At 69.7% G+C, this 22491-nt stretch carries 18 protein-coding genes and 1 pseudogene; 14 read left to right on the top strand and 5 right to left on the bottom strand.

Annotation, left to right across the window (positions count from 1 at the left end; genetic code table 11):
- Nucleotides 1-12 precede the first annotated feature (12 nt).
- Entirely contained in the window at nt 13-1236 is a 1224-nt protein-coding gene (locus KFLA_RS20480) for a cytochrome P450 (protein WP_012921722.1), read from the top strand.
- Nucleotides 1237-1363: 127 nt separating this feature from the next.
- Nucleotides 1364-2623, top strand: a complete 1260-nt coding sequence (locus tag KFLA_RS20475; RefSeq protein WP_012921721.1) for a helix-turn-helix domain-containing protein — start codon at nt 1364-1366, stop codon at nt 2621-2623.
- 48 nt (nt 2624-2671) lie between these two features.
- Here the strand turns inward: KFLA_RS20475 and KFLA_RS20470 are convergent, their stop codons facing one another.
- Nucleotides 2672-3238: a GNAT family N-acetyltransferase gene (locus tag KFLA_RS20470; protein WP_012921720.1), complete on the bottom strand. Its 567-nt coding sequence runs from the start codon at nt 3236-3238 to the stop codon at nt 2672-2674.
- An 11-nt stretch (nt 3239-3249) separates the two neighbouring features.
- Nucleotides 3250-6168 carry an amino acid adenylation domain-containing protein gene (locus tag KFLA_RS35775; protein ID WP_012921719.1) on the bottom strand — a complete coding sequence of 973 codons (2919 nt, stop codon included), beginning with the start codon at nt 6166-6168 and terminating at the stop codon, nt 3250-3252.
- Between the two features lie 63 nt (nt 6169-6231).
- On the opposite strand from KFLA_RS35775, the gene KFLA_RS20460 reads away from it, so the two are divergent.
- From KFLA_RS20460 to KFLA_RS20430, 7 genes are all read left to right on the top strand, one after another.
- Nucleotides 6232-7710 (top strand): condensation domain-containing protein, encoded by a 1479-nt coding sequence (locus KFLA_RS20460; RefSeq protein WP_158307291.1) that lies wholly within the window; start codon nt 6232-6234, stop codon nt 7708-7710.
- Nucleotides 7711-8013: 303 nt separating this feature from the next.
- A complete protein-coding gene (locus tag KFLA_RS35770) occupies nt 8014-8691 on the top strand; it encodes a helix-turn-helix transcriptional regulator (protein ID WP_012921717.1) in 678 nt (225 codons plus the stop codon).
- Nucleotides 8692-8795: 104 nt separating this feature from the next.
- Complete coding sequence (locus KFLA_RS20450) at nt 8796-12464, top strand: non-ribosomal peptide synthetase (protein WP_148256677.1); 3669 nt, start codon at nt 8796-8798, stop codon at nt 12462-12464.
- Between the two features lie 9 nt (nt 12465-12473).
- Nucleotides 12474-13895 carry a condensation domain-containing protein gene (locus tag KFLA_RS20445; protein ID WP_012921715.1) on the top strand — a complete coding sequence of 474 codons (1422 nt, stop codon included), beginning with the start codon at nt 12474-12476 and terminating at the stop codon, nt 13893-13895.
- A complete protein-coding gene (locus tag KFLA_RS20440; RefSeq protein ID WP_012921714.1) occupies nt 13892-14176 on the top strand; it encodes a phosphopantetheine-binding protein in 285 nt (94 codons plus the stop codon). Before KFLA_RS20445 ends, KFLA_RS20440 begins: the two co-directional genes overlap by 4 nt.
- A gap of 29 nt (nt 14177-14205) precedes the next feature.
- Nucleotides 14206-15858, top strand: a complete 1653-nt coding sequence (locus tag KFLA_RS20435) for a condensation domain-containing protein (RefSeq protein ID WP_012921713.1) — start codon at nt 14206-14208, stop codon at nt 15856-15858.
- Complete coding sequence (locus tag KFLA_RS20430; RefSeq protein ID WP_012921712.1) at nt 15855-17390, top strand: amino acid adenylation domain-containing protein; 1536 nt, start codon at nt 15855-15857, stop codon at nt 17388-17390. Before KFLA_RS20435 ends, KFLA_RS20430 begins: the two co-directional genes overlap by 4 nt.
- 14 nt (nt 17391-17404) lie before the next feature.
- Here the strand turns inward: KFLA_RS20430 and KFLA_RS20425 are convergent, their stop codons facing one another.
- Nucleotides 17405-17974 carry a GNAT family N-acetyltransferase gene (locus tag KFLA_RS20425; RefSeq protein WP_012921711.1) on the bottom strand — a complete coding sequence of 190 codons (570 nt, stop codon included), beginning with the start codon at nt 17972-17974 and terminating at the stop codon, nt 17405-17407.
- 35 nt (nt 17975-18009) lie between these two features.
- On the opposite strand from KFLA_RS20425, the gene KFLA_RS20420 reads away from it, so the two are divergent.
- From KFLA_RS20420 to KFLA_RS36760, 3 genes and pseudogenes are all read left to right on the top strand, one after another.
- Nucleotides 18010-18216 (top strand): MbtH family protein, encoded by a 207-nt coding sequence (locus KFLA_RS20420; protein ID WP_012921710.1) that lies wholly within the window; start codon nt 18010-18012, stop codon nt 18214-18216.
- Complete coding sequence (locus KFLA_RS20415) at nt 18213-19415, top strand: ATP-grasp domain-containing protein (protein ID WP_012921709.1); 1203 nt, start codon at nt 18213-18215, stop codon at nt 19413-19415. Before KFLA_RS20420 ends, KFLA_RS20415 begins: the two co-directional genes overlap by 4 nt.
- A gap of 132 nt (nt 19416-19547) precedes the next feature.
- A pseudogene (locus tag KFLA_RS36760) lies at nt 19548-20242 on the top strand (IS5 family transposase).
- Nucleotides 20243-20250: 8 nt separating this feature from the next.
- Here the strand turns inward: KFLA_RS36760 and KFLA_RS20410 are convergent.
- The gene (locus tag KFLA_RS20410; RefSeq protein WP_012921707.1) at nt 20251-20628 is read right to left on the bottom strand and encodes a hypothetical protein; all 378 of its coding nucleotides are present in this window, start codon (nt 20626-20628) and stop codon (nt 20251-20253) included.
- Nucleotides 20629-20667: 39 nt separating this feature from the next.
- On the bottom strand, nt 20668-21426 hold the full coding sequence (locus tag KFLA_RS20405; protein ID WP_202797001.1) for a hypothetical protein: 759 nt from the start codon (nt 21424-21426) through the stop codon (nt 20668-20670).
- Between KFLA_RS20405 and KFLA_RS38390 the strand changes: the two genes are divergently transcribed.
- Both KFLA_RS38390 and KFLA_RS20400 read left to right on the top strand, forming a co-directional pair.
- The gene (locus tag KFLA_RS38390) at nt 21425-21907 is read left to right on the top strand and encodes a hypothetical protein (RefSeq protein WP_202797000.1); all 483 of its coding nucleotides are present in this window, start codon (nt 21425-21427) and stop codon (nt 21905-21907) included. The genes KFLA_RS20405 and KFLA_RS38390 overlap by 2 nt on opposite strands.
- A 153-nt stretch (nt 21908-22060) precedes the next feature.
- Nucleotides 22061-22417, top strand: a complete 357-nt coding sequence (locus KFLA_RS20400) for a hypothetical protein (protein ID WP_012921705.1) — start codon at nt 22061-22063, stop codon at nt 22415-22417.
- Nucleotides 22418-22491 lie beyond the last annotated feature (74 nt).

The following is a 22491-nucleotide window of genomic DNA, read 5'->3' as shown; positions in this document are numbered from 1 at the left end:
GGAGGTGTGGTCATGCGAATGGAGCCGTACGCCGACGACTCGTCGGGCACCGCGATCGACCTGTACCCGGCCGACTTCTACAGCACGGGCGCACCGCACAGCGCCTGGCGGCGGCTGCGCGCCGAGGCGCCGGTGTGGCGTCAGGTCGCACCCGACGGCACGCCGTTCTGGTCGGTCACCCGGTACGACGACGTCCTCGGAGTGCTCCGGGACGTGGAGCACTTCACCTCCGAGCACAGCACGATGCTGTCGGTACTGCACGGCGATCCGGAGGCCGGCAAAGCCATCAACCTGATCGACGGACGCGGTCACCGGGGCCTGCGGACCTCTGGGATGCGCCATCTGTCCGTGTCCCGGGTCCGCGACCGGGAGCCGATCGTCCGGCCACTGATGTCCGAACTGGTGGACACGATGGCCGGTCAGGGCGAGGTCGACCTGGTCCGGGAGCTGGCGGTGATGCCGATGCTGTTGGCGGCCGACATCATCGGGCTGCCGGCCAGGCACTGGCGCGATCTCGCCCGATGGACGATGGCGAGCGTGGCGCCCGACGACCCGACCCTGATGCAGGGCAGCGGGGCACAGACTCTGATGCTCGCTCATCTGGAGCTGCTGACCTGCTTCTCGGAGCTGCTGGCCGAACGGCGCGCCCAGCCCGCTGACGATCTGGTCAGCGCACTGGGCGCCGTCGAGCTCGATGGCCGCCCGCTCACCGACGAGGAGGTGGTGATCAACGTCTACGCCTTCACCATGGGCGCGGCGATCACCACTCCGCAGGTGATCCACCACCTGGCGTTGGTGATGGCGTCGCAGCCGTCGTTGTGGAAGCGGGTGACAGCCTCGGGCGATGCCGACCGGTTGCTCGACGAGGCACTCCGGTGGGCGACGCCGACCAACCACCTGCTCCGGCTCGTCACCCAGGACACCGTGCTGGCCGGTCAGCCGGTCAGCGCAGGCGATCTGGTCGCGGCGTGGGTGGGGTCGGCCAACCGGGACGAATCGGTGTTCGAGGATCCGTTCCGGTTCGATCCGTGGCGCGAGCACAATCCGCACCTCGCCTTCGGGTTCGGTCCGCATTTCTGCATCGGAGCGCACGCTGCCCGGATCGGTCTGAAGTTGCTGGTCGAGGAGTTGATGAAACGCGTGGTCCGGTTCGAGCTCACCGGTCCGGCGCGGCACCTGGCGTCGAACTTCGTCAACGGCGTGGTGCACCTGCCGGTCGTCCTGCACGCTCGCTGACGCCTGAGCGGGGAGAGCTGGTCGCGGTTGGTCACGCAGTGCTAACTATTGTCTAGATGGAAGATTTCTCCTGTTATTCTGGTGTCGTTCGGGTTTGACTCCTGCAAACGTCGAAAGGCGCCAGGAAATGAGAGCAACACAGTCGTACCTCGGGAGTCGGCTACGCACGCTGCGGATGCAGAAGGGGCTCTCACAGAAGGCGCTGGCGGGTGACGTCGTCACCCCGAGCTACATCTCGCTGCTCGAGGCGGGGGAGCGGATGCCCACGCTCGACGTCATCCTGCACCTGGCCCGTGCCCTCGAGACGACTCCGGCCGAGTTGCTCGGCGACGACTACCGGGACGTGTTCGCGCCCAATTCCACGGCGACGGCCTCCGGTTCGAGTGCGGTGGCTGGGCAGCTGTATGCCCGCAGTCTGGTGGATCTCGGCGACTACGCCGGCGCCCGCGAGGTGCTCGAGCGGGAGCTGGCGCAGGCCAGGAGCCGGAACACCGGCGACGAGATCCTCGAGCTCAGCCTGGAGCTCAGCCGCGTTCTGGCCGCCGCGGGCGATCATTCTGCCCGGCTCGCGCTGCTCGACGAGATGCTCGCCGCCGACAGCACAACGGTGCCCGCGATCAGGATCCCGGTGGCGATCGACCGGGCCTCGACCTTGCGGGAGCTCGGCCGCTTCGGCCAGTCCCGCGAAGCCGCGGAGGAGCTGTTGTCCGATGATGTGCTCGGCGATGCCGCTCTGCGGCACGAGCGGGTGCGGCTGCTCGGTGTCCTGGTCTCGGTCCTGTGCGAGCTCGGCGAGCTCGAGGACGTCGAGCGGCTGACCGAGGAGCTGCGGACCGAGGCTGCGGCGACCGGTCAGAACGCGATCATCGGGCGAGCGCACTGGCTCACCGGGATGGCGCTGGTCCGCCTCGATCGCCGGGACGAGGCGGTCGAAGAACTCAAGCGCGCCGGCTCGTTGCTGCAGTTCGGATCGATGCCGATGCTGGACTGGCTGCGCTTCTGCCGGTCGACGGCTTCGATCCTGCTGTCGGCCGGTGATCCGGAGTCTGCGCTGGCGTGGTTGACGACCGCAGAGGCAGCAGCCGGAGTGACTGACCTGACCTCGGAGCGGATGGCCCTGGTCCGGGTGCGAGCAGAGTACGAGCTGGCCGCCGGCAACCCGTCCGAAGCCGCGTCGCTCTACGGGCAAGTCACCGAGGGACCGGAGCCGCTCACCGGACTGCCACTGATCACTGCCCTGCGTGGGCAGGCGGAAGCGCTCCGCCAGTCCGGCGACATCCCGGCGGCCATCGAGGTGCTCCGCCGTGCGGCCCGGCTGTACGAGGACAGCGACAGCTACCGGCAGGCCTCCGCCGTTTGGCGGGAGATCGACGAACTGCGGGCCTGACGGCCCCTCCCTCGCGGTCGTGCCCGGCACGACCGCGAGGCGCGTCGGTCAGAGCGCGCGTCTGGTCACCACTCTGCGGCCGGACGCCGGCTGGTCGCCGCCGACCGTGAACCCGGCCGCGGTGAACAGGTCCACCGTGCCGGTCGACAGTGCGGCACCGGCACCCTTCGGGTTCGCGACGGGATATCCCTCGAGCATGGTCGCCCCGGCTTCGGCAGCGCGTGCCACGGCTGCGTCGAGCAGAGCCCGGGCGACCCCGCGGCCGCGGTGCTCCTTGCCGACGTAGAAGCAGGGGATCGACCAGATCCGCGGGTCGGTCGGGTCGTCCGGCTTCAGGGCCTTGGTCCGTTCGATCCGTGCGTATCCGGGCCGGGGACCGGTCGAGCACCAGCCTGCCGGAGCGCCGCCGACGTAGGCGACCAGCCCGACCTGGGCGCCGGTGTGCACGAGGTCGTGCAGGGCCTGCCGGTTGGCCTCCGGCCCGTTCGCGTTGAGCTCCTTGTTCGGCAGGCGCCAGAACATGCACCAGCACCCGTCGTAGCCGCCCGAGCCGCCGAACAGCTCCTCCAGATCGGCCCACCGGGATGCGTCGACGGGGTGTACTTCGATGGTCATGCGGCTCCGCTTCAGGGTTCGAGGATCTCGGTCAGGGTACGGCTGGTGTCGTCCTCGGAGAATCGTGCCAGCTCGGCGAGGAACAGTCGCTCCATCAGGCCGACCTGTGCCTCGAGAGTGTTGTGGGCAAACAGGTCCGGTAGCTGGACGGGCACGCCGAACCGCTGCTCCAGCCGCATCGCCAGCAGCGCGAGGCTCAGCGAGTTGCCGCCCAGCTCGAAGAAGCTGTCCTGCGGTTCGGGGGAGCGGCCCAGGAGTTCCTGCCAGAGCCTGCCGATCGCGACCACGGCGTCCTCCTCGTCGACGTCCGCCGAGGCCGGGGACTCGGCCGCCGCAGAAGTCAGCGGCATCGCGGCGAGCGCGAGCCGGTCGACCTTGCCGGTGCTGCCGAGGGGAAAGGCCGGCAGGACCAGCAGCTGCTGCGGCACCAGGTGCGCCGGTACGGCGGCCGCCAGCTGCTCGCGCACGTTCCGCGCATCGAGCTCGCGGCCGGGCTTGCCCACCAGATAACCCACCAGGACGGTCTGGTGACCGCCGTCGTCACGCCGAGGCAGCACCACCGCGTCGGCGACTGCGTCGATGCCGCACAGAGCGCACTCGACTTCTGCCGGTTCGACCCGGCACCCGCTGATCTTCACCTGGTTGTCGGCCCGGCCCAGGTACTCGATGCGGCGGTCCTCGTGCATCCGGCCGATGTCGCCGGTGCGGTACGTCCGACGCCCGCCGGGCCGGCGTACGAACACCTCGTCCGTGAGGTCCGGGCGACCGATGTAGCCGTCGGCCAGCACCGGTCCGGACAGGTGGAGCTCACCGGTCTCGCCGGTGCGGACCGGCTCACCCGACGAGTCGCAGACCTCCACGACCGCACGGTCGATCGCGGCGCCGATGAGCGGCAGTTCGGGCCAGCTGTCCTGGTCGCCGTCGAGCAGCTCGGCGGTCACCACGTGGCTCTCGGTCGGACCGTACTGGTTGTCGAGAGTCGCGCCGGTCGTGCGGAAGAACGCCCGCACGGTCGGCGTGATGCGCAGCTGCTCGCCGGCGGTGATGACCTCACGCAGGTGCGTCGGCGTACGGCCGGTGTGCTCCGCGGCGTCCGCGATCAGTCGCAGGCCGACGAACGGCAGGAACAACCGGTTGATCCGCTGCTCCTCGAGAAGGCTCAGCAGCCGGCGTGGATCCTGCCGCACCTCGTCGGACGCCAGCACCAAGGTGCCGCCGGTTGTCCAGGTCGCGAAGATCTCCTGGAACGAAGCGTCGAACGTGACTGCGGAGAACTGCAGGGTGCGGTCGCCGAGCCCACACCCCGAGCGGGCGCGCTGCCAGCGCAGAAGGTTGACGAGCGGACCGTGGGGCATCGCCACGCCTTTCGGCACGCCGGTCGAGCCGGACGTGTACATCACGTAGGCCAGATCGGTGGCGTCGACCGGCCGACTCTGCACCGGGTCCGGTCCGGGCTCGACGGTGATGGATTCCAGGCGGCAGCCGTCGGGCAGGGTCCAGCGCTCCGCCGCACCGACGTCGCAGAGCAGTACCTGCGCGCCGCTGTCGGCGAGGACGAAGTTCCGGCGGTCCTCCGAGGACCCGGGATCGATCGGCACGTACGCCGCGCCGGATCGAAGCACTGCGAGGATGGCGATGTACAGATCGCTGGTCCGGCGGTGGCACACGGCGACCCGTTGCGCGCCGCCCAGCCGGCTCGCGAGTGTGTCCGCGGCGGTCACCAACTCGCGGTACGTCAGCTCGCCGTCGGTCCAGCGCAGGGCGACTGCGTCAGGATGGTCCACTGCGATCTCGCCGACCAGCGTGTGCGGGAGCGCCTCGGGGCCGGCGTCCTGGGTGCTCGCCAGGTACTTCTCGATCAGCGCCCGCGCCGTCGTCTCGTCGCACCGGTCCTGGTCGAAGTCGAGGCGCCCCTCGACCTCGCCGGCCGCCGTCTGCCGCACGACCAGCGTGATCTCGGGATGCTCGGCGGTCGGCGTGACCGGGCCTGCGGTGACAACCGGTTCGACAGCGCCGGGCACCCGCGGGGGAAGAGGCCGGTCCTGGGCGACACAGTCGACGACGGTCCGGACCGCCTCGACCGCCGGACTGCGGAGGATGCCGTAGTGATCGGCGTCGACATCGATCGACACCAGGTTCTCGTCGCCGACCAGCGCTCGCCACGCGTCGGTCGCGTTCGGCCCGTCCCAGCGCGCGGCCCGGATCAGGCGCACCGGGACGTCTGCCGGTTCCGGGGTGTACCTGTCGAGTGCCCAGGTCGCGTTGCGGTGCACCCGGTAGCGCTGGAGCAGCTCGGTGGCCGACTGATCAAGACGACTGCCACCCGCTGTCAACGCGGCCTCCGCCATCGCGATCGCGACGTCAGCCGGGTAGGTCCACGTCTCCGGCGGCAGACTTCCGAGATCGGCCGGATCACCGGCCGAGCGCAACAGGTCGTGGAAGAATCCCTCCAGGTACTGCGCCTCGGTGCGCGTCATCCCGTCGTACATCGCCGGCCGTGGCATCGAGTCGATCAGAACGAGGGGTACGCGCGGTCCCTGCCGTACCATCTCGTAGGCCAGGACGCCGCCGAAGGACCAGCCGGCCAGGACACCGGGCTGGATGCCGGCGGCCTCCAGCCGGTGCCAGTAGTTCGCCGCCAGCTCTTCCAGCGGCGTACCGGCTTCGCTGCTCAGCCCCTCGTCGGCCTCGAGGGCGTAGGCAGGACGACCGGACCGCAGGTCGCCGACCAGTTCGATGTAGCTGAACACCTGGCCACCGACCGGATGGACGAGCACCACGGGCGCCCCCTCGCCGGACCGGAGCCGGTGCAACCGGGTGGGCCGCTCCGGCCGGTGCTCCCGGCGGCGGCGGAGCTCGGCGAGCAGCTTCTGCTTGCGTTCGGACAGGGTCGTCGCGCGCGGTGCGCTGTCAGTCGCGTTCGATTCCATGGTGGGCTCCCGAGGACCGCTCGACGGCCCCGTTCGGCACTCCACCGACCGGGGGTTGACGTGATGACTATAGTAAAGTCCGGTATTGATTATAGTCATATCTCCTGGTGTGGAGGTCGACGGATGACGCAGTTGACCGGACCGTTGGCAGACCTGTCACCGAGTCGCCGCGCCGCGCTGCTGGCGCGGTTGCGGGCCGGCGAGCCAGGTCCCGACAGTGACATTCCTCGGACCGACCCGTCCCAGGTCGAGGCGCCGCTGACTGCGGCGCAGCGCAGTCTGTGGTTCGTCGAGCAGCTCAACCCCGGGACGCCGACGTACAACCTGCCGCAGTACCTGCGGCTGCGGGGACCGCTGGATGTCGAGGCGCTCCGTCGGGCGTTGGGTCGGGTGGTCGAGCGGCACGAGGCACTACGGAGTCTGCTCCTCGAGCGTGACAGCGGACCGATTCAGCTGATCCTTCCGCGGGTGCTGGTCGACGTCGTGGTCCACGATGTTGCCGGTCGGGCTGTCGACGACGTGCTGGTCGAGGCCGACCGGGTCTACGGCAGGTCGCCGTTGCCGCTGGATCGGCCGCCGTTGTGGCGTGCGGGTCTCTATCGGATCGCACCGGACGAGCACGTGTTCGTCTTCGTGGTCCACCACGCGATCTTCGACGGTCTGTCCTTCGCCGTCTTCGACCGTGACCTCGCGGCCTTCTACGCCGAAGAGCGCGGCGGGGCGCCGGCCAGGCTGTCGAGCCTTCCCGCGCGGTACTCCGACTATGCGCGCTGGCAGGTCGGGCGGCTCTCCGACGAGCGGCTGCGGGCCCTGAAGGACTTCTGGCGCAACGAGCTCGGGGACGCCGAAACTGCGGACCTGCCGACCGACCGGCCGCGGCCGGCCAAGCCGACGGGCGCCGGCGCGGTGGCTGCCGGCCGCGTCCCGGCCGAGGTGTGCGCTGCGGTACGGGAGTTGTCGAGGCAGCGTCGAACGACGGTCTTCGTGGTCTGCCTGGCAGCGTTCTGGGTGCTGCTGCATCGGCGGACCGGAGCGAGGGACGTCATCGTCGGTTCGTCGACGGCGGGCCGGAACCACGCGGCGGTGGCGAACTCGATCGGCTACTTCGTGAACGTGGTAGCGCTGCGCGGCAGGTTCGCGGACCGGCTGACCTTCGCCGAACTGGTCGACCGGGCCACCCGCTGCATCACCGACACGCTGGCCCACGGCGACCTGGGGTTCGAAGAGGTCGTGCGAGCGGTCGTGCCGGAGCGGGGCAGTGGCCGCTCGCCGCTGTTCCAGGTGTCCTTCGCGGTCGGCGGCGGGCAGGCCGGACCGCCGCTGGCCGGGCTGGAAGTGGAACCGCTGATGATGCACCACGGCACTGCGCGCTTCGACATGGCCTGGGGACTCACCTTCGGTGCGCATGCTGACGTGGGCGTCGAGTACAGTACGGAACTTTTCGACCGGGAGCACATCGAGGGCCTGATCGAGCAGTACGGCGAAATTCTTGCTGAGCTGGCGGGATCGCCACAGGCTCCGGTGTCGGATGACGCCACGTGAACACGGTCACGGTCTGTTGCCGGCCGGCGCTTTCGGAGAACTGCCGGAGAATTTCTCGTAACAGCGAGGCCCGCTCCGAGGTGTCACGGTTGGTAACCGTTCGGCCACCCTGAGCACTTCCCTGCTTGGACCGTGAGATATCAGCGCTTTCCTCTTGTATTGACATGCGTACGGCTCGTAACCTTCTCGGCGTTGTTCGACCCGGGTTTCGACCTGAGTAATGCTGGGGAGAGAAATCGAAGCGACTCTGTACTTCTGTGCGGCTTAGACATTCTCCGATGCGTTCAGGAACGAGGGGGAATAATGTTCGGCAGTCCACGCCACAATGATTCGAGCCCGCCCCGGCCCATCAAGGTTGCGGTCGCCGCCGAGCAGGTGCTGATCGCCGGAGCGATCACCACGCTGCTGCGGTCCGAGCAGGGGATCGAGGTCGTCGCCGACTTGATGTGCGGCGATGAGACCGGTCGTTCCCCGGCCGACATGACTGTCGTCACCGGGGATCCGTCCGTTCTCGGCAAGCTGCACCACTCGGCCGGCGCCGACGTGTCCCACCCGGTGGTCGCGATCGCCGGTGCGGTGCCGCATCACGTCGTACTGGGCGCGATCCGGCAGGGATGCCGAGCGATCGTCAGCGACGTCGCCGTGGACATCGAACTGGCGCAGGCGGTCAGGGCCGTGGCCGGAGGTGGCGTCTTCCTGTCCCCGATGATGGCCGGACCGCTGCTGGACTGGCTGGCCGCCCAGCTGCCGATCGATCAGGCGCCGTTGCTGGACGCCAAGCTGCTGCTCACCGGCCGGGAGCAGGAAGTGCTGAAGCTGCTCGGGGCCGGGCGGACCAATGCCGGCATCGCGGGTGTGCTGGTGATCTCCGAGGCGACGGTCCGCACCCACGTCTACCGGATCCAGACCAAGCTCGGCCTGCAGAGCCGGACCGAGGCGGTCATTCTGGGTTACCAGTTCCGGCTCGGCGCGGCAGCCTGAGCGGGCGTCTACGCATTCTGTTGACGCCGGCTGCGCAGATTGATTACGCCGGGATCAGCCGCCGCGCTGACGACGGATTATCGGGCACTTTCATAGAGTAATTCTTGACAGCAGCGGATAGTTGCAGAGTTTGTCCGCTCACCCTCGATGAAAGGCAGCCCCGATGTTTCCGATGCACATCGACTGGCCCTGGTGACAAATCCCGCGGCCACCGGCCGTACGACGTCTGTGTCCTGATGCGGCGCCCGGAGGTGGCCATGGCCGAGTCCTTGACGTACCCGATCCGGCCCAGGCAGTCCGCCGTCTGGCTGGCCGAACAGCTGGCCGAGGTGACCGGAGTCTGGAACAGCAGCCGATCAGTGCGCGTGACCGGCCGCTTCGACACCGAGCTTCTGGACGAGGCCGCCCAGCACGTGGCAGCCCGTTACGAGGAGTTGGGGCTCGGGTTCCACGACGCCGACGGTCGTCCGGCGGCCCGCCGGAAGCGCAGGCCCGTGATCCCGGTGCGGGTGGTCGAGGCGGACGACGACTGGACCGGGCAGTCGGCGTACGACGCCTGCGCACCCTTCGACCTCGACTCCGGTCCGCTGGCTCGGCTGACGGCGTACCGGTTGGGACCGGAGGACCATGTGCTGGTCCTGACCGTGCACGCGGTCGCCATCGAGTCATCAGCCGTGCAGTCCGTTCTCGCTGACGTCGGACACACCTACAAGGCCCTCAGCGAGGGCCGGGATCTGGGCCTCGTCCTGCCGCGGCGGGGCGGTACGGAGCCTGAGGCGAAGGACGGAGCCGACGTCCTGCAGTACTGGCTCCAGCGGCTCTCGAGCGCAACGTCCGTCGCGACCTGGCCTTGTGACCAGCCGGCGGGGGGATGGCGGGTCGGGACAGGCGATGCGGTGCGGAGCGCTCTGCCGCGAGAGCTGGTCAGCGGGGCCGAGTCGCTCGCCGACGAACTCGATGTGCCGTGGCCGACGATCCTGCTGGCCGGTTTGCGCGTGCTGCTGTACCGGCACACGCGGCAGGCGGACCTGTTGATCGGCATCCCGCCCGGGGCGGAGCTGACTGCCTGCTCACCTGACACCCTGCTTCCGGCCAGGCTCGACCTGGCCGGCGATCCGGCCTTCCGTGACGCCGTCATGGCCGAGGCCACGGGACATTCGGCCGACCGATCCCGAACGGGTCTGTCGTTGTCCTTGCTGTCCCGCGCACTGCGGCCGGAGTCGGACCTGCTGTCCAACTCGCTCGTGCAGGTGACGTTCTCGGTCGCCGCATCCTCGCCCGAAGGAACGTGGGGTGGCCTCGCCGCGGAGACCGTCGAGGTCCCGGTACGGCGCTCCGAGTTCGAGCTCGACGTCCAACTTTCGGTGGTCGACGGGATCGCGCAGCTCAGCTGGAGATTCTCGGACAGCGTTCTGGACGTCGCGACGGTTGAAGCACTCGCGGCCCGCTTCACCGTGCTGCTGGTCGATGCGCTCCGCGACGCGACCCAGCCTGTCTCCACCATCGAACTGCTCACTGCGGCGGACCGCCGCCACCTCGCCGAGGTCGAAGGGTGGAACGTCGCGCTGCGGCGCCCGAAGTCGCTGGGCGAACAGATCGGGGTGTGGGTCGGCTCCACGCCTGACGCCGTCGCCGTCCGGCATGACGACTCGCAGCAGACGTATGCGGAGCTGGCCGCCGTCAGTGACGCGGTGGCCGGCAACCTCGCAGGTCTCCAGCTGCCGCCCGAGACACCGATAGGACTGCTGCTGCCTCGGGCAGTGGAGCTGCCGGCGGTGATCTGGGGCGTGCTGAAGGCAGGTCACATCTGCGTGCCGCTGGACCCCGAGCACCCGGTCGATCGTGTCCGTTACGTGCTCAGCGATGCCGGCGTAGCGCTGGTCGTGACCGCCGGCGAAGGCCGGCTCGACTTGCCCGAGGTCAAGCACCTGGACGTCTCCGAGCTCGTCGTACCGCCGGCTGAGCGTGCGGTGCGGCCGCCCGTTCACCCCGACGCCCTCGCCTACCTCCTGTACACCTCCGGGTCGACCGGACGTCCCAAGGGCGTCGGGGTGACGCACGGCGGTCTCGCGAACAATCTGTGGGCCACCCGGGAGCTGATGCGGGTCGGACACGGTCAGCGGCTGCTGGCCGTGACGACGATCTCGTTCGACATCGCCATGCTGGAGCTGTTCCTCGCTCTGGTCTCCGGCGGCGAAACGGTGATCGCGTCCCGCGCCGAGGCGCGCGACGGTCAGGCGTTGATCGCGGCCTTCGACCGATGGCAGCCGGACATCGTTCAGGCGACGCCGTTGACCTGGCAGATGTTGTTCCTGTGCGGCTGGTCCGGGGCGCCCGAGCTGACCGTGTCGTGCGGCGGCGATGTCGTGCCGCCGATGCTGGCGGCGCGACTGACGGCCTGCACGAAGTCGTTCTGGCACACCTACGGGCCGACGGAGACGACGATGTACACCGCCTGCCAGCCGATCCAGCCGGGCAACCAGCCGGGAATCCTTCCACTCGGACGCCCGCTGCCGAGGACCTGGTTGCGGATCCTGGACGCTGACCTGCGGCCGGTGCCGCCGGGCGTCGTCGGCGAGCTCTGCATCGGCGGCGCGGGCGTGGCGCGCGGGTACGTCGGCCGGCCGGCACTGACCGCGCGTCAGTTCGTGCCCGACCTCGACGTGCCCGGCACCCGGATCTACCGATCCGGGGACCTGGCCCGATGGCGGTCGGACGGCCGGCTCGAGCTGCACGGCCGGAACGACCGGCAGGTCAAGATCCGCGGGCACCGGATCGAGCCGGGGGAGATCGAGGCGGTGCTGGCCTCGCACGCCGACGTCGAGCTGGCTGCGGTCGACGTCACCGGCCAGGCCGACGCCCGCCGCATCGTCGCCTACCTGCAGCTGCGGCACGGCACGCGGCCGGCCCGGCTGCGCCAGGAGATCCGGACGCTGGCGGCCGACCGGCTTCCCGCCGTCATGGTCCCCTCGGCGTTCGGCATCGTGGACCCGATGCCCGTGCAGGTGAACGGCAAGATCGATCGGGCCGCGCTGTCGCGGCTGCGGCCGCCCCAGCCGGACATCTCCGAGTCCGATCTCACCGACCCGGACGAGGCCTGGGTGGTCGGCGCCTGGGCACGGGTCCTCGAGAACGACCAGATCGGCGGCGGCGACTTCTTCGCGCTCGGCGGCAATCTCGCCCGGGCAGCTCTGGTGCGGCACCTCGCTCGCTGCGAGCTCGGACTCGATCTTCGGCTTCGCACCTTCTTGGACGCCTCGACCAGCACCGCCCTGGCACAGCGGCTTCGCCAAGCGCGCGCGGCCGGTCCTGCCGCGCCGACCGGATCGATCCGCTGGTTGACCGACGCATCAGCGGAATCCGCGCTGGTGGTTGTCGCCTCCGATGAACCGGGCCGGGACCTGGCCGAACGGCTCGCCGGTGACGCGCAGCGCCCTGTCGGCATGCTCGATCCGGCCGTCGACGACCCGGTGGCCGTCCTGGCGTCGCGTTCGGCGGACGTCCTCGTCGCAACGGGCGACGGTGCCGGGGCCGCGCTGGCCCTGCGCGACGAGCTGGCGCAGCGAGCCGGACTGACCCTGCCGGTCCTCGTCGTCGGCGGACCGGCGCCGGCGATTCCTCCGCGGACCGGACCGATCGCCTACGCAGCTCTCGACGAACCGGTGGAATGGCTGGAGCAATGGCGTACGGCCGGACAGGTCATGGTTGCCCGCCTGCCCGCACACGTCGACGTGCCCCGACGACTTGCTGCCCTCGCGGCAGCCGTGGAGTGAGGAAAAGCGATGGCCGCCGATCTGATGGAACGTCTGCTGGCCCTGCCCGCCGACGAGCGTCGTGAAATCCTGCACCGCAGCCGCAAGCCGCGGTCCGAGACGGCCGTCGCCGCCGAGCGGCCACGCCGCTTCCGGGCGCTGCCGACACAGCACGCCCAGTGGTTCCTGTGGCGACTGGCGCCGGCCAACGCCGCGCACCACGTACCGATGTGTTACGACGTGCGAGGTCCTCTCGACCTGCGGATCCTCCGCCGGAGCCTCGAGTGCGTCGTGGCTCGGCACGAGATGCTGCGGACCACCTTCGAGGTCGACGGCACCGACCTGTTCCAGGTGGTCGGCGACCCAGCGCCGGTCGAGATCGGGTACGACGTCGCGGCGGACCGCGTGGAGGCGCTGGATCTGCTGAATCGGCAGGCCGACCTGCCGTTCGATCTGTCGACAGGACCGCTGTTCCGCGTGCACGTCTGCCGGTACGCGCCGCAGCGGTACCTGCTCCTGATCGTGTTCCATCACGTTGCGATCGACGAGCACGGGTCGGCGGTCCTGGAGTCCGAGCTCGGCCAGGCCTACACCGCGATCACCGCTACCGGAGAACTCCCGGTGCTGCCGTTGTTGTCCGCCCAATGCGGCGATGTGGCCGAGCGGGCCACTGCCGAGGACCTCGACGAGGGGGTCCGGTACTGGGCAGGCGCGCTTGCCGGGGGCGCTTCGGTGGCGCTGCCGACCGATCGTCCAGCAGGTGCGCGCCTGGTGCTTCCGGGTGCCGTCTTACGGCAGTCCTTGCCGTACGGCGCGTCCGAGGCGCTCCGGTCGCTGGCGGCCGCCAGAGGCGTCACTCGCTTCGCCGCGGTCGCGGCTGCCTTCGCCCGGTTCCTCGGCCGCTACACCGAGGCTTCCGACGTTGTCTTCGGCACGCCGGTCTCCTGTCGCGAGCAGGAAGGCGCCGACCGGCTGATCGGCTACTTCCTGAACACGCTGCCGATCCGTCTGCCGGCCGATCCAGACCTTCCCTACGGCGACGCAGTCACTGCGGCCCACCACACGCTCAACCACGGGCTGCGTCGTCGTGACGTGCCGTTCGCCCGCATGGTCGAGGCCGTCGGCGGCGCTCGCGGCCCGTTCGACAACCCGTTGTTCGACACGATGCTGACCTTCCTGCCCGTGGAGTCCGTCGGCCGAACCCTGTCTCTGAACAGCAGCCTGGTGATCGAGTCGACGGTGCTGCCGCTCTCGGGCGGCGTGCCGTACGTGTCGTTCACCGTGCTCGACCGGGACGACGAGCTGGAGCTCGCCGTTCGGTACCCGGTCGACCAGTACGAGGAGAGCACGATGCGCGGCTACGCCGTCGAGTTCGCCGAGCTGCTCGCCGAGTTGTGCGGCGAGCAGCACCAGCCCCAGCACTCGCCAACCGATCGGACGGAAACGCGATGACAGATCTCTCCACCGAAGCGACCAGCGCCGACGCACTGCTCGACGACCTCCGCCGGCACTGCTACCGGCCGGTGCTCGGCGACGCCCAGGTCGGTGCCGATGACGACTTCTTCGCGCTGGGTGCCGACAGCATCGATCTGATGCGCGTCGTCACAGCTGCGCAGGATCACTGCCGGGTCGACATCGACGTGGCCGAGTTCTTCGAAGCGCCCACCCTGCGCCGGCTGGCGCAGATCGTCGAGCGGGAGCTCGCCGCCGGTCGCGTCCAAGCGGCCTCCTGAATCCGACCCGTGGACCGGAGCTGATCGCGATGTACCCGTTGTCGTTCGGACAGGAGCAGTTGTGGCTCGTCGACCAGCTGCTGGGCCCTGCGGCGTTGGCCGCGCCGGCGTTGAGTGTGCGCGTCACCGGGCCACTCGACGTTCCGGCGCTGCGTCGGTCGTTCGCAGAGGTGACGGCCCGGCACGCTGTCCTGCGCAGCACGTTTCACTTCGGCGGCGAGACGTGCGTCCAAGAGGTCGACCACGACGCCGAGCCCGACTTCGACCTGGTGGACCTGGCCGGTGATCCGGGGCAGGTTCGCAGCACCTGCGTGGACGAGGTGCGGAGGGGCTTCGACCTGACGCGCGATCGTCCGGTGCGCGTCAGGGTGTACCGGCTGTCCGAGCACGACCACGTCCTGCTGGTCGTTCGGCATCACATCGTCTGGGACGCCGAATCCGGTGCCGTCTTCGCGCGCGAGCTCGAAGCCTTGTACCGGCAGGCTGTCACCGGCGACGGGCCGACGCTGCCGGCGTTGTCGTTGCAGTACGGCGAGATCGCGCAACGTCTGCGGGACGAGCTCAGTGGAGAGCGTTTGGACAGCCTGCTCGCCAAGGCCCGGGAGGCCGTCGGCGAACCGCCGCCGGTCCCGCTGTCGAACCGGTCAGGGTCCGCCGGTGGCGGACTTCAGCGCCTTCAGCTTCCGGACGAGGTCGTGGACCGTGTTCTCGACGTGGCGCGCAGCTGCCGGCTGACGCCGTACATCGTGTTCGCGGCGCTCTTCCGCAGCTGGTGGGCCGGGGCGGTCGGGGTACCGGCGGTGCTGCTCGGCACGCCGGTCTCGGCCCGCACGCGACCTGAGTATCAGGATCTCATCGGCTACTTCGTCAACCTCGTCGTCAGCCGGGTCGACGTCAGCGACGCGGTCACCGTGCGCGAGCTGCTCGCTCAGGAGCGTGCCGCCGTTCTCGGCACGTTGGCGACTCGGGATCTCCCGTACGAACTGCTGGCACGGTCGTACGGGCGGAGCGCGGACGACCCGCTGCTCCAGGTCTCGCTCACTTTTCAGCAGGCCGAGCTGCCGGCCCTCGACCTGCCTGGACTGCAGACAAGTGTGTTCGATCTCGAGGCGCCTGGACTGCCGACGCTGCCGCTGATGGTCGCGATCGGACGTACCGAGACGGGCATGCTGATGGAGTGGGCGCACCGGGAGGCGGACGACGCCGAGCTCGTCCAGCAGCTGGCCGCCGGGTTCGCCGCGGGGCTCGGGCCGGCGTTGAGCGATCTCGATCGCCGTGTGGACGAGCTGCCGTGGACACCGGTGGAGCTTCCCGATGCCCTGCGACCTGACCGCGACGTGCCCACGGTGACGTGGCTCGAGCAGGATGCGGGAGCGCCGCCGACCACCATGCTGGAGAAGGAGTTGGCGGCCGCGTGGTCGGGGCTGCTGGGGCTGGAGGTCGAGGGAGTGGAGATGTCCTTCTTCGGCCTCGGCGGTCATTCGCTGCTGGTGGCGAAGCTCGCCGTGCGGCTGTCCGAGCTCTTCGGTGCGCCGGTCCGGATCGCGGACCTGATGGAGCGGCCGACCATCGCGGCGCAAGCCGTTCTGGTGGAGGAACTGCTCGAGGCGCAGGTCGCGAGCCTCGACGTGGACGAGGTCGATCGGCTCGCGCAGGAGCTCGCAGCCCGGGAGACCCGATGACGGCCGAGGTGCTGGACAACGAGCGGCGCCGGCAGGGGCATCGGCTCCCGTTCGCGGACCGGTCGATCCCGGAGCGGTTCGCCGAACAGGTCGCCCGCGATCCCCTGGCCATCGCCGTTGCTGCAGGCCCCGAAATGTTGACCTACGCCGAACTCGATGCCGCGTCGGCCGACCTGGCGGACCGGTTGCGGTCGGTCGGCGTACGCCGCGGCGAGCGGGTCGCGTTCGCCGTACGGCGCGATCCCTGGCTGGTGGTGGCGATGCTCGGAATCCTCCGGGCCGGTGCGGCGTTCGTCCCGCTCGAGCGCAGCATGCCGGCCGACCGGGTCCGTACGATCCTCGGTGACGCGACGCCCTGCGCGATCGTCACCGACGATCTGGAGGCTGAGGTCTACGGCGGCATTGCTCGGGTGGCGACCCGATCGGCGGACGGATCCGGCGGGCGCCCGGTCGAGCAGCTGTCCGGCGACGACGTCGCCTACGTTCTCTACACCTCGGGCAGCACGGGCACTCCGAAGGGGGTGGTCGTCTCGCACCGGGCCGTCGTCGCCTTCGTGGCCGCGGTCGAGCAGCTGTTCCAGCTGACCCCCGCTGACCGGATCGTCGCCTTCGCCGCCTCGGTGTTCGACGTGTCGATCTTCGACGTTTTCGGTGCCCTGCTCACGGGCGCCCGGATCCAGGTCGCCACAGATGCCGATCGGCTGAACGTGCGGCGTCTGCAGCGGCTGCTCGAAGACGAGCGGATCACCGTCGCCGACCTGCCGCCGGCCGTGCTCGGCATGCTCGATCCGGCCCGGCTACCCGCCCTGCGGGTGGTGTTCGTCGGGGGAGAGGCGTACCCCGGCGCGCTCGTCAACGCGTGGAACCAGGGACGCCGATTCGTCAACGGCTACGGCCCGACCGAGTGCACGGTCACGATGATCACGCATGACTGCGACGGCGAGTGGGACACGTCTCCACCGATCGGGTTGCCGATCGCGAACCACGTCGCGTACGTCGTGGACGAGCACCTCGATCCGGTGCCCGACGGCGTTCCCGGCGAGCTGGTGATCGGTGGGACCGGGCTCGCCTACGGCTATCTCAACCGTCCGGGGCAGACGGCGAAGGCTTTTGTCCCCGACCCGTTCGGTACCGAACCGGGCGCTCGGCTCTACCGCACGGGCGACCGGATCCGGCGACTACCGGACGGGCGACTCGTCTTCCTCGACCGCATCGATCGTCAGGTCAAGCTGCACGGTGTCCGGATCGAGCCCGGCGAGGTGGAGGCGGCGCTGATGTGTGACCCCCAGGTCGCGCAGGCGTACGTCACGGTGTGGGTCGACGCGGACGGTCGCAAGCGCCTGGTGGCGTACGTCGCGGCGCGCGACGGGGTGACGATCGATCAGCGCCGGCTGCGGGCCCGGCTGACCCAGCGGCTGGTGAGTTCGGTGATCCCGGCGGTGACGACAGTGCTGCCCGCGCTTCCGTTGACGAGCAGCGGCAAGATCGATCATCGAGCCCTGCCCGCTCCGGTGTTCGGAGCGAACGCATGAGAGGCCGGGGCGGGTCAGTCGAGCTCTCGTCGCATCACGACGCGACGGCCGGAGGAGGGGCGGACGACTTCGGTGAAACCGTTGCGCACGTACAGTTCGATGGTGCCGGTGTACAGCGCACCCGGCTTGCTGCCGCCTTCGGTGTCCACCGGGTAGCCCTCGATGGCGCGGGCGCCGCCTTTCCGGGCTGCCTCGACGGCCGCCGCAAGCATCGGGTCCAGCAGGCCCTTGCGGCGGAAGCCGGCGCGGACGAAGAAGCACACGATCGACCAGACCGAGTCGTCCTCGGGGTCGGGCGGGGCGATCGTGGTCGACCGGATGACCTTCGGGAACGTCGGGCGCGGAGCCACCGAGCACCACGTCGCCGGCTTGCCGTCGGCGTACCCGATCAGGCCGACCTGCTGTCCGGACTTCACCAGCGACTCGAGCGCGGCCCGGTTGCCGGCGTTCCCGTTGGCGGTGAACTCCTTGCTGGTCAGGCGCCAGGTCTGGCACCAGCACCCGCGGTAGGTGCCGTTGGGGCCGAAGAGATCGGCCAAATCTTCCCAGCGGGTCGCGTTCACCGGCTCCACCACAAGATCCACCCGGACATGCTCTCACGAGACAGCCAGGAGGCGAGATGACCAGCAACAGCCGGCGCACCGTCGTTCGCAACGACGAGCAGCAGTACTCGATCTGGCCGCTCGGCCGGGACCTGCCGCCGGGCTGGGCCGAGGTCGGGATCAGCGGGTCGGAGGAGGACTGCCTGGAGTACATCGAGCGGACCTGGACGGACCTGCGCCCGTTGAGTCTTCGGCGCACACTGACGGCGGCCGACGAGCAATGACTGCCCCGAAGCAGACAGTGGCCGTCGTCTACGACAGTGGGGCGGTGCTGCCGTTCGACATCGCCCGCAGTTTGCGCTCCTTCGCCGAGCTGGTGTTCGTCGTGCCGGCGTCGGACCACGTGCAGGAAGCCTTACCGGTACTGCGCGCTCTGGGCGAAGTGCGGTCCCTCCAGGACGCGGCACAGAGCCCACGTCCGGACGCCGTGGTGACCTTCAGCGAACGGATGCTCAGGGCCACGGCCCAGCTGGCTGACCGCTGGCAGCTGCCCGGGCACTCACCTCAGGTGGCCGAGCTCGTCACCGACAAGTACGCGCAGCGGCAGCGGCTGGCGGAGTCAGGGGTCGATTCGGCTCGATGCTGCCGGCTCACCCGGATCGAGGACTGGGCGCCCGCCTGCGACGAGGTCGGGCTGCCGGCCGTGCTGAAGCCCAGCCGAGGAGAATCCAGCCGGGACACCTACCTGGTCCGTGACCGCGAGGCCGGACGCCGCTTGCTGGAACGGCTGCTCCGGTCGACGCCCGTCCTTGTCGTAGAGGAGTTTCTCGCCGGCCGTGCTCACCCCGGGTTCGGCGACTACGTCTCGGTGGAGACGATCACGTCGTACGGCCGGAGCCGGCACATCGCAGTCACCGGGAAGCTCCCGCTGGCTGAACCGTTCCGTGAGACGGGACAGTTTTGGCCCTGCCATCTCCCGGCCGCGGACCAGCACGAGGTCGTGGCCCTGGCCGGCAAGGCGATCAGCGCGCTCGGGATCACGTTCGGCATCAGCCACACCGAGGTGAAGCTGACCCCGGCCGGGCCGCGCATCATCGAGGTGAACGGGCGCCTGGGCGGCAACATCGCCGAACTCGCTGCTCGCTCCAGCAGCCTCGACCTGGTCGCCTTGGCCGCCAAGGTCGCCTTGGGGCAGGACCCCGAGTTCGAGCTCGACGAGCCGACAGCTGTCTACTTCCAGCGGTACAACAGCGGACCGGCGTACCCCGCCCGGATCGAGTCGATCAGCGGCGCCGCAGACATCGCGGCGCTCGCCGGGGTGTCGCGCTACCAGAATTTCGCCAAGCCCGGATTCGTCTGTCCAGGCGGCACGGCGACCGAACAACTCGACTTCCTGGCCGGCAGCGCGAACTCCCACCCGGAGATGCAGGCCATTCTCGACCGAGCCGCGCAGCTGCTGAAGGTCGACTTCGTACCGGTCTGACCGGGGAGGACTCCTTGACCATCGCCCGGAGGTCGGCGGCCTGCAACCACTTCATGACTGAGCACGGCTAGAGCGTGTCTCCTCAGTCGGTTGATCGGATGTGTCCGTCCGATTGGTGATCACTGATGCGATGTGGGACCGGACCGGACCGAGCCGTTGACGCCGGCCGATCCGGTCCGCGGTCGACGGTGGGCCGATCACCGCCGAACCCTGGAGGGCATCGCGTGAAAGTACCGCACCTGCTCTCCCTGGCGGGACCTGCCCGACGAGCTCGGCTCGTTCCAGACCGCCCACAAACGGCTGATCAGATGGACCGCGGACGGCACCTGGGGAACGCATCCTTGCCGCGCTCCCGGCAGCGGCCGAGGGTGCTCACGACATCGGCTGGACCGTGTTGGTGGACTCCACCGTCTGCCGGGCCCACCAGCACGCCGCCGGAGCCAGGAAAAGAGGGCTCAGGCCCGACCGAACCCGACGACCACGCCCTCGCACGTTCCCGCGGCGGCCTGAGCACAAAGGTCCACCTCGCCAGCGACAGCCGTGCACGGCCCTGGCCCTCCGCTTCACCGCAGGCCCGGCAGGCGACGCCCCGGCCTTCGAGACCGTCATGGCCGCCATCCGACCAAGCCGGCCACCGGCTGCGGCGAGGCAGTGCCGGCGGCCGACCACCGGCCTTCGACGCCGAGGCATACAAGGAGCGCAACGCGGTCGAGCGATGCATCAACCGGCTCAAGCAGTGGCGCGGCCTGGCCCTGCGAACGGACAAGCTCGCGATTGCCTACCAGGCTGCGCTCCACCTCGCTGCCATCCTGATCTGGGCACGGTGATAGGCCGCTCAGCGATCGACCACCCAACGCGCGTCCGCAGGCCAAGAGCCCGTGCCAACGATGTGCTCCACGAGATGGAACGCCTTGCGGATGGGGACGGTGTCCTCGTCCGGATACTCGTCGTCCTGCCCGTTCAAGAGAACGAACCCGCCGCTCAACCCCTCAGCTCCGGGGTCCACGGCATGCTCGCCGGGATCGCCCTGTCCTTCGAGCAGCATCACCATGGCGCGCTCGGTATTCGTCACGAAGGCCAGCATCCGTCCGGACGAACTGGCCAGCCACGTCTCAAGCTGCCCGCTGTCGAGCCTCGACTGAAGAGCCTCCAGCACCGTCTCGGACGACACAGGCCCAGAGCTGTCGTCATTGATCACCCAGGACTCGATCATGAGCACGACGATCTCACGGACGGATCTAAGAGACAGTCCCTAGCGGCTCAGCTTCGCTCCCAGGAAGAAGATGCCCGGCTGGGTCTCGAAGCCGTCGCTGGGGTTCGACTTCAGTGTTGACCTGGCGATGGTCAGCGTGCCGGTCCGGTCGTTGCTGACGAAGAAGATCGCGCCGCCGCCCTCGTTCGCGTGGTTCTCGCGCATCACGGTGCCCTTGACGTCGACGGTGAACGTGTTGCCGTCGGTGTAGATTGCGCCGCCCGAGCCGCCTCCGGGGGTGCCGGCCTTGGCCGGGTTGGCGCCCCGGCCGATCGCCTGGTTGCCGGTGAACACGCTGTTGAGCACCGTCCACGAGACGCCGATGCTGCTCAGCGCGCCGCCGTTGGAGCATCGTCCGCCGGTGAAGGTGCTGTGCACGACGTACACCGGCCGGTTCTCCGACTGCGACAGCACCCGGATCGCCGCGCCGCCCAGGTCAGGGCCCGTCCTGTCGCAGCGGTTGTCGATGAAGCGGGAGTTGACCACCTTCAGCCGCCCGCCGCGGACGAAGATCGCCCCTCCGCCGCCGCCCTCGGCGGTCTCGCCGGTCGCGTTGCCGCGGGTGAACGTCAGGTTCTGCACGGTCAGCCGGGGTGTGGGCTGGTCCTGGCAGTGCGAGGTGGTGAAGCGCTGGGCCTCGTCGCAGGTGTTCTGGTAGAGGATGCGGCGTTGGCCGCCGCCGCTGAGCGTCACCCGGCCACCGCCATCGAGCACGACGTCCGGGCCGTGGTCGTTGCGGACCTTGGCGGTGGCTTTCATGGTGATCGTCACCGGGGCCGGCCCGCAGTTGAAGGTGATCACCCCGCCGGCTGCGACGGCGGCGACCACGGCCGCCGACGTACAGCTGGACGGCGTGCCTTGGCCGACGACCCGGTCCGGCCGTCTGGTGTCGACGGCCTGCGCTGCGGCGGGGACCGTGGCGGCACCGCCGGGGTTGCCGGGGCTCGGGAGAGCCTGCGGCCGCTTCGATGCAGCTGGGCCGGGCGTGGGCGACGAGCGGGGCGTCGGCGGCGCGGAGACCGACGCGGAGACCGACGTGGACACGGAAGCGGATGGCGAGGCGGGCACGGGGGCGGTTGACGACGGGGACACCGAGGCCGGTGCCGAGGCGACCGGCGTGGGCGCAGCGGACCCCGGCAGCTGGGCCGTGGCGGCGTCGCCGCAGCCGGACAGAGCCAGGGCGCCGATCACGGTCGCGTTCAGGGCGGAGAAAGAGGAGGAGCGCACCGCGCAATGTTAGGTGCCAGCGGGCAAGGGCAACAGTGCTTCGATGACACCCTGCTGCGCACGTGCAGCATCCCGGCAGGGGCGCAGTACGGGCGCAGTACGGGCAGTGCGACGACGGCCGCGGTTCCTAGCCTGGCGGCGTCCGAGACCCATCGAAGGAGCGTTCATGAAGTTGCCCGTACGCAGTGTGTCGATGCCGAACCGAGCGGCGTCGGTGGTCCTGCTGCTCGCCGCGGTGAGCCTGTCCCTGACGGTCGGCACCACCACCCCGGCCGAGGCGCGTGAGCCGTCCCCGCCGACCAATTGCAGCTCAGGCGTTGACCGCCGCGTCAAGGCGTGGGCCGAATGCAAGTCCGGCTACGGGACCTACCGGGTCTGGGCCCGCTGCAACTGGAGCGCCTCGACGCTGTACGGCCAGTGGAAGGCACCGAGCAGACTCGGGGAGTCGGCCGTGTTCTGCGTGACCCCCACCAACCAGGCCGGCATCGTCATGGCCTACGGCATCCAGAAGCGCGACGGCTGAGTCCGTCCCCTTCACAGACCACGCGGCGCTGCGCCACACCGTACAGGCCCACTGCTAAACAGCCTCCGGGTGTC

This window comes from Kribbella flavida DSM 17836 (assembly GCF_000024345.1).
GTDB classification, from domain to species: Bacteria; Actinomycetota; Actinomycetes; order Propionibacteriales; family Kribbellaceae; genus Kribbella; species Kribbella flavida.
Note: the sequence above shows the minus strand (reverse complement) of the source record. Positions and strands in the feature narration are given on the sequence as shown.

Bases quoted from the DNA above. Each gene is read 5' to 3' on its own strand.
- KFLA_RS20480 (WP_012921722.1), top strand. From the start codon at position 13: ATGCGAATGGAGCCGTACGCCGACGACTCGTCGGGCACCGCGATCGAC.
- KFLA_RS20475 (WP_012921721.1), top strand. From the start codon at position 1,364: ATGAGAGCAACACAGTCGTACCTCGGGAGTCGGCTACGCACGCTGCGG.
- KFLA_RS20470 (WP_012921720.1), bottom strand. From the start codon at position 3,238: ATGACCATCGAAGTACACCCCGTCGACGCATCCCGGTGGGCCGATCTG.
- KFLA_RS35775 (WP_012921719.1), bottom strand. From the start codon at position 6,168: ATGGAATCGAACGCGACTGACAGCGCACCGCGCGCGACGACCCTGTCC.
- KFLA_RS20460 (WP_158307291.1), top strand. From the start codon at position 6,232: ATGACTATAGTAAAGTCCGGTATTGATTATAGTCATATCTCCTGGTGT.
- KFLA_RS35770 (WP_012921717.1), top strand. From the start codon at position 8,014: ATGTTCGGCAGTCCACGCCACAATGATTCGAGCCCGCCCCGGCCCATC.
- KFLA_RS20445 (WP_012921715.1), top strand. From the start codon at position 12,474: ATGGCCGCCGATCTGATGGAACGTCTGCTGGCCCTGCCCGCCGACGAG.
- KFLA_RS20440 (WP_012921714.1), top strand. From the start codon at position 13,892: ATGACAGATCTCTCCACCGAAGCGACCAGCGCCGACGCACTGCTCGAC.
- KFLA_RS20435 (WP_012921713.1), top strand. From the start codon at position 14,206: ATGTACCCGTTGTCGTTCGGACAGGAGCAGTTGTGGCTCGTCGACCAG.
- KFLA_RS20430 (WP_012921712.1), top strand. From the start codon at position 15,855: ATGACGGCCGAGGTGCTGGACAACGAGCGGCGCCGGCAGGGGCATCGG.
- KFLA_RS20420 (WP_012921710.1), top strand. From the start codon at position 18,010: ATGACCAGCAACAGCCGGCGCACCGTCGTTCGCAACGACGAGCAGCAG.
- KFLA_RS20415 (WP_012921709.1), top strand. From the start codon at position 18,213: ATGACTGCCCCGAAGCAGACAGTGGCCGTCGTCTACGACAGTGGGGCG.
- KFLA_RS20410 (WP_012921707.1), bottom strand. From the start codon at position 20,628: ATGATCGAGTCCTGGGTGATCAATGACGACAGCTCTGGGCCTGTGTCG.
- KFLA_RS38390 (WP_202797000.1), top strand. From the start codon at position 21,425: ATGGTGATCGTCACCGGGGCCGGCCCGCAGTTGAAGGTGATCACCCCG.
- KFLA_RS20405 (WP_202797001.1), bottom strand. From the start codon at position 21,426: ATGAAAGCCACCGCCAAGGTCCGCAACGACCACGGCCCGGACGTCGTG.
- KFLA_RS20400 (WP_012921705.1), top strand. From the start codon at position 22,061: ATGAAGTTGCCCGTACGCAGTGTGTCGATGCCGAACCGAGCGGCGTCG.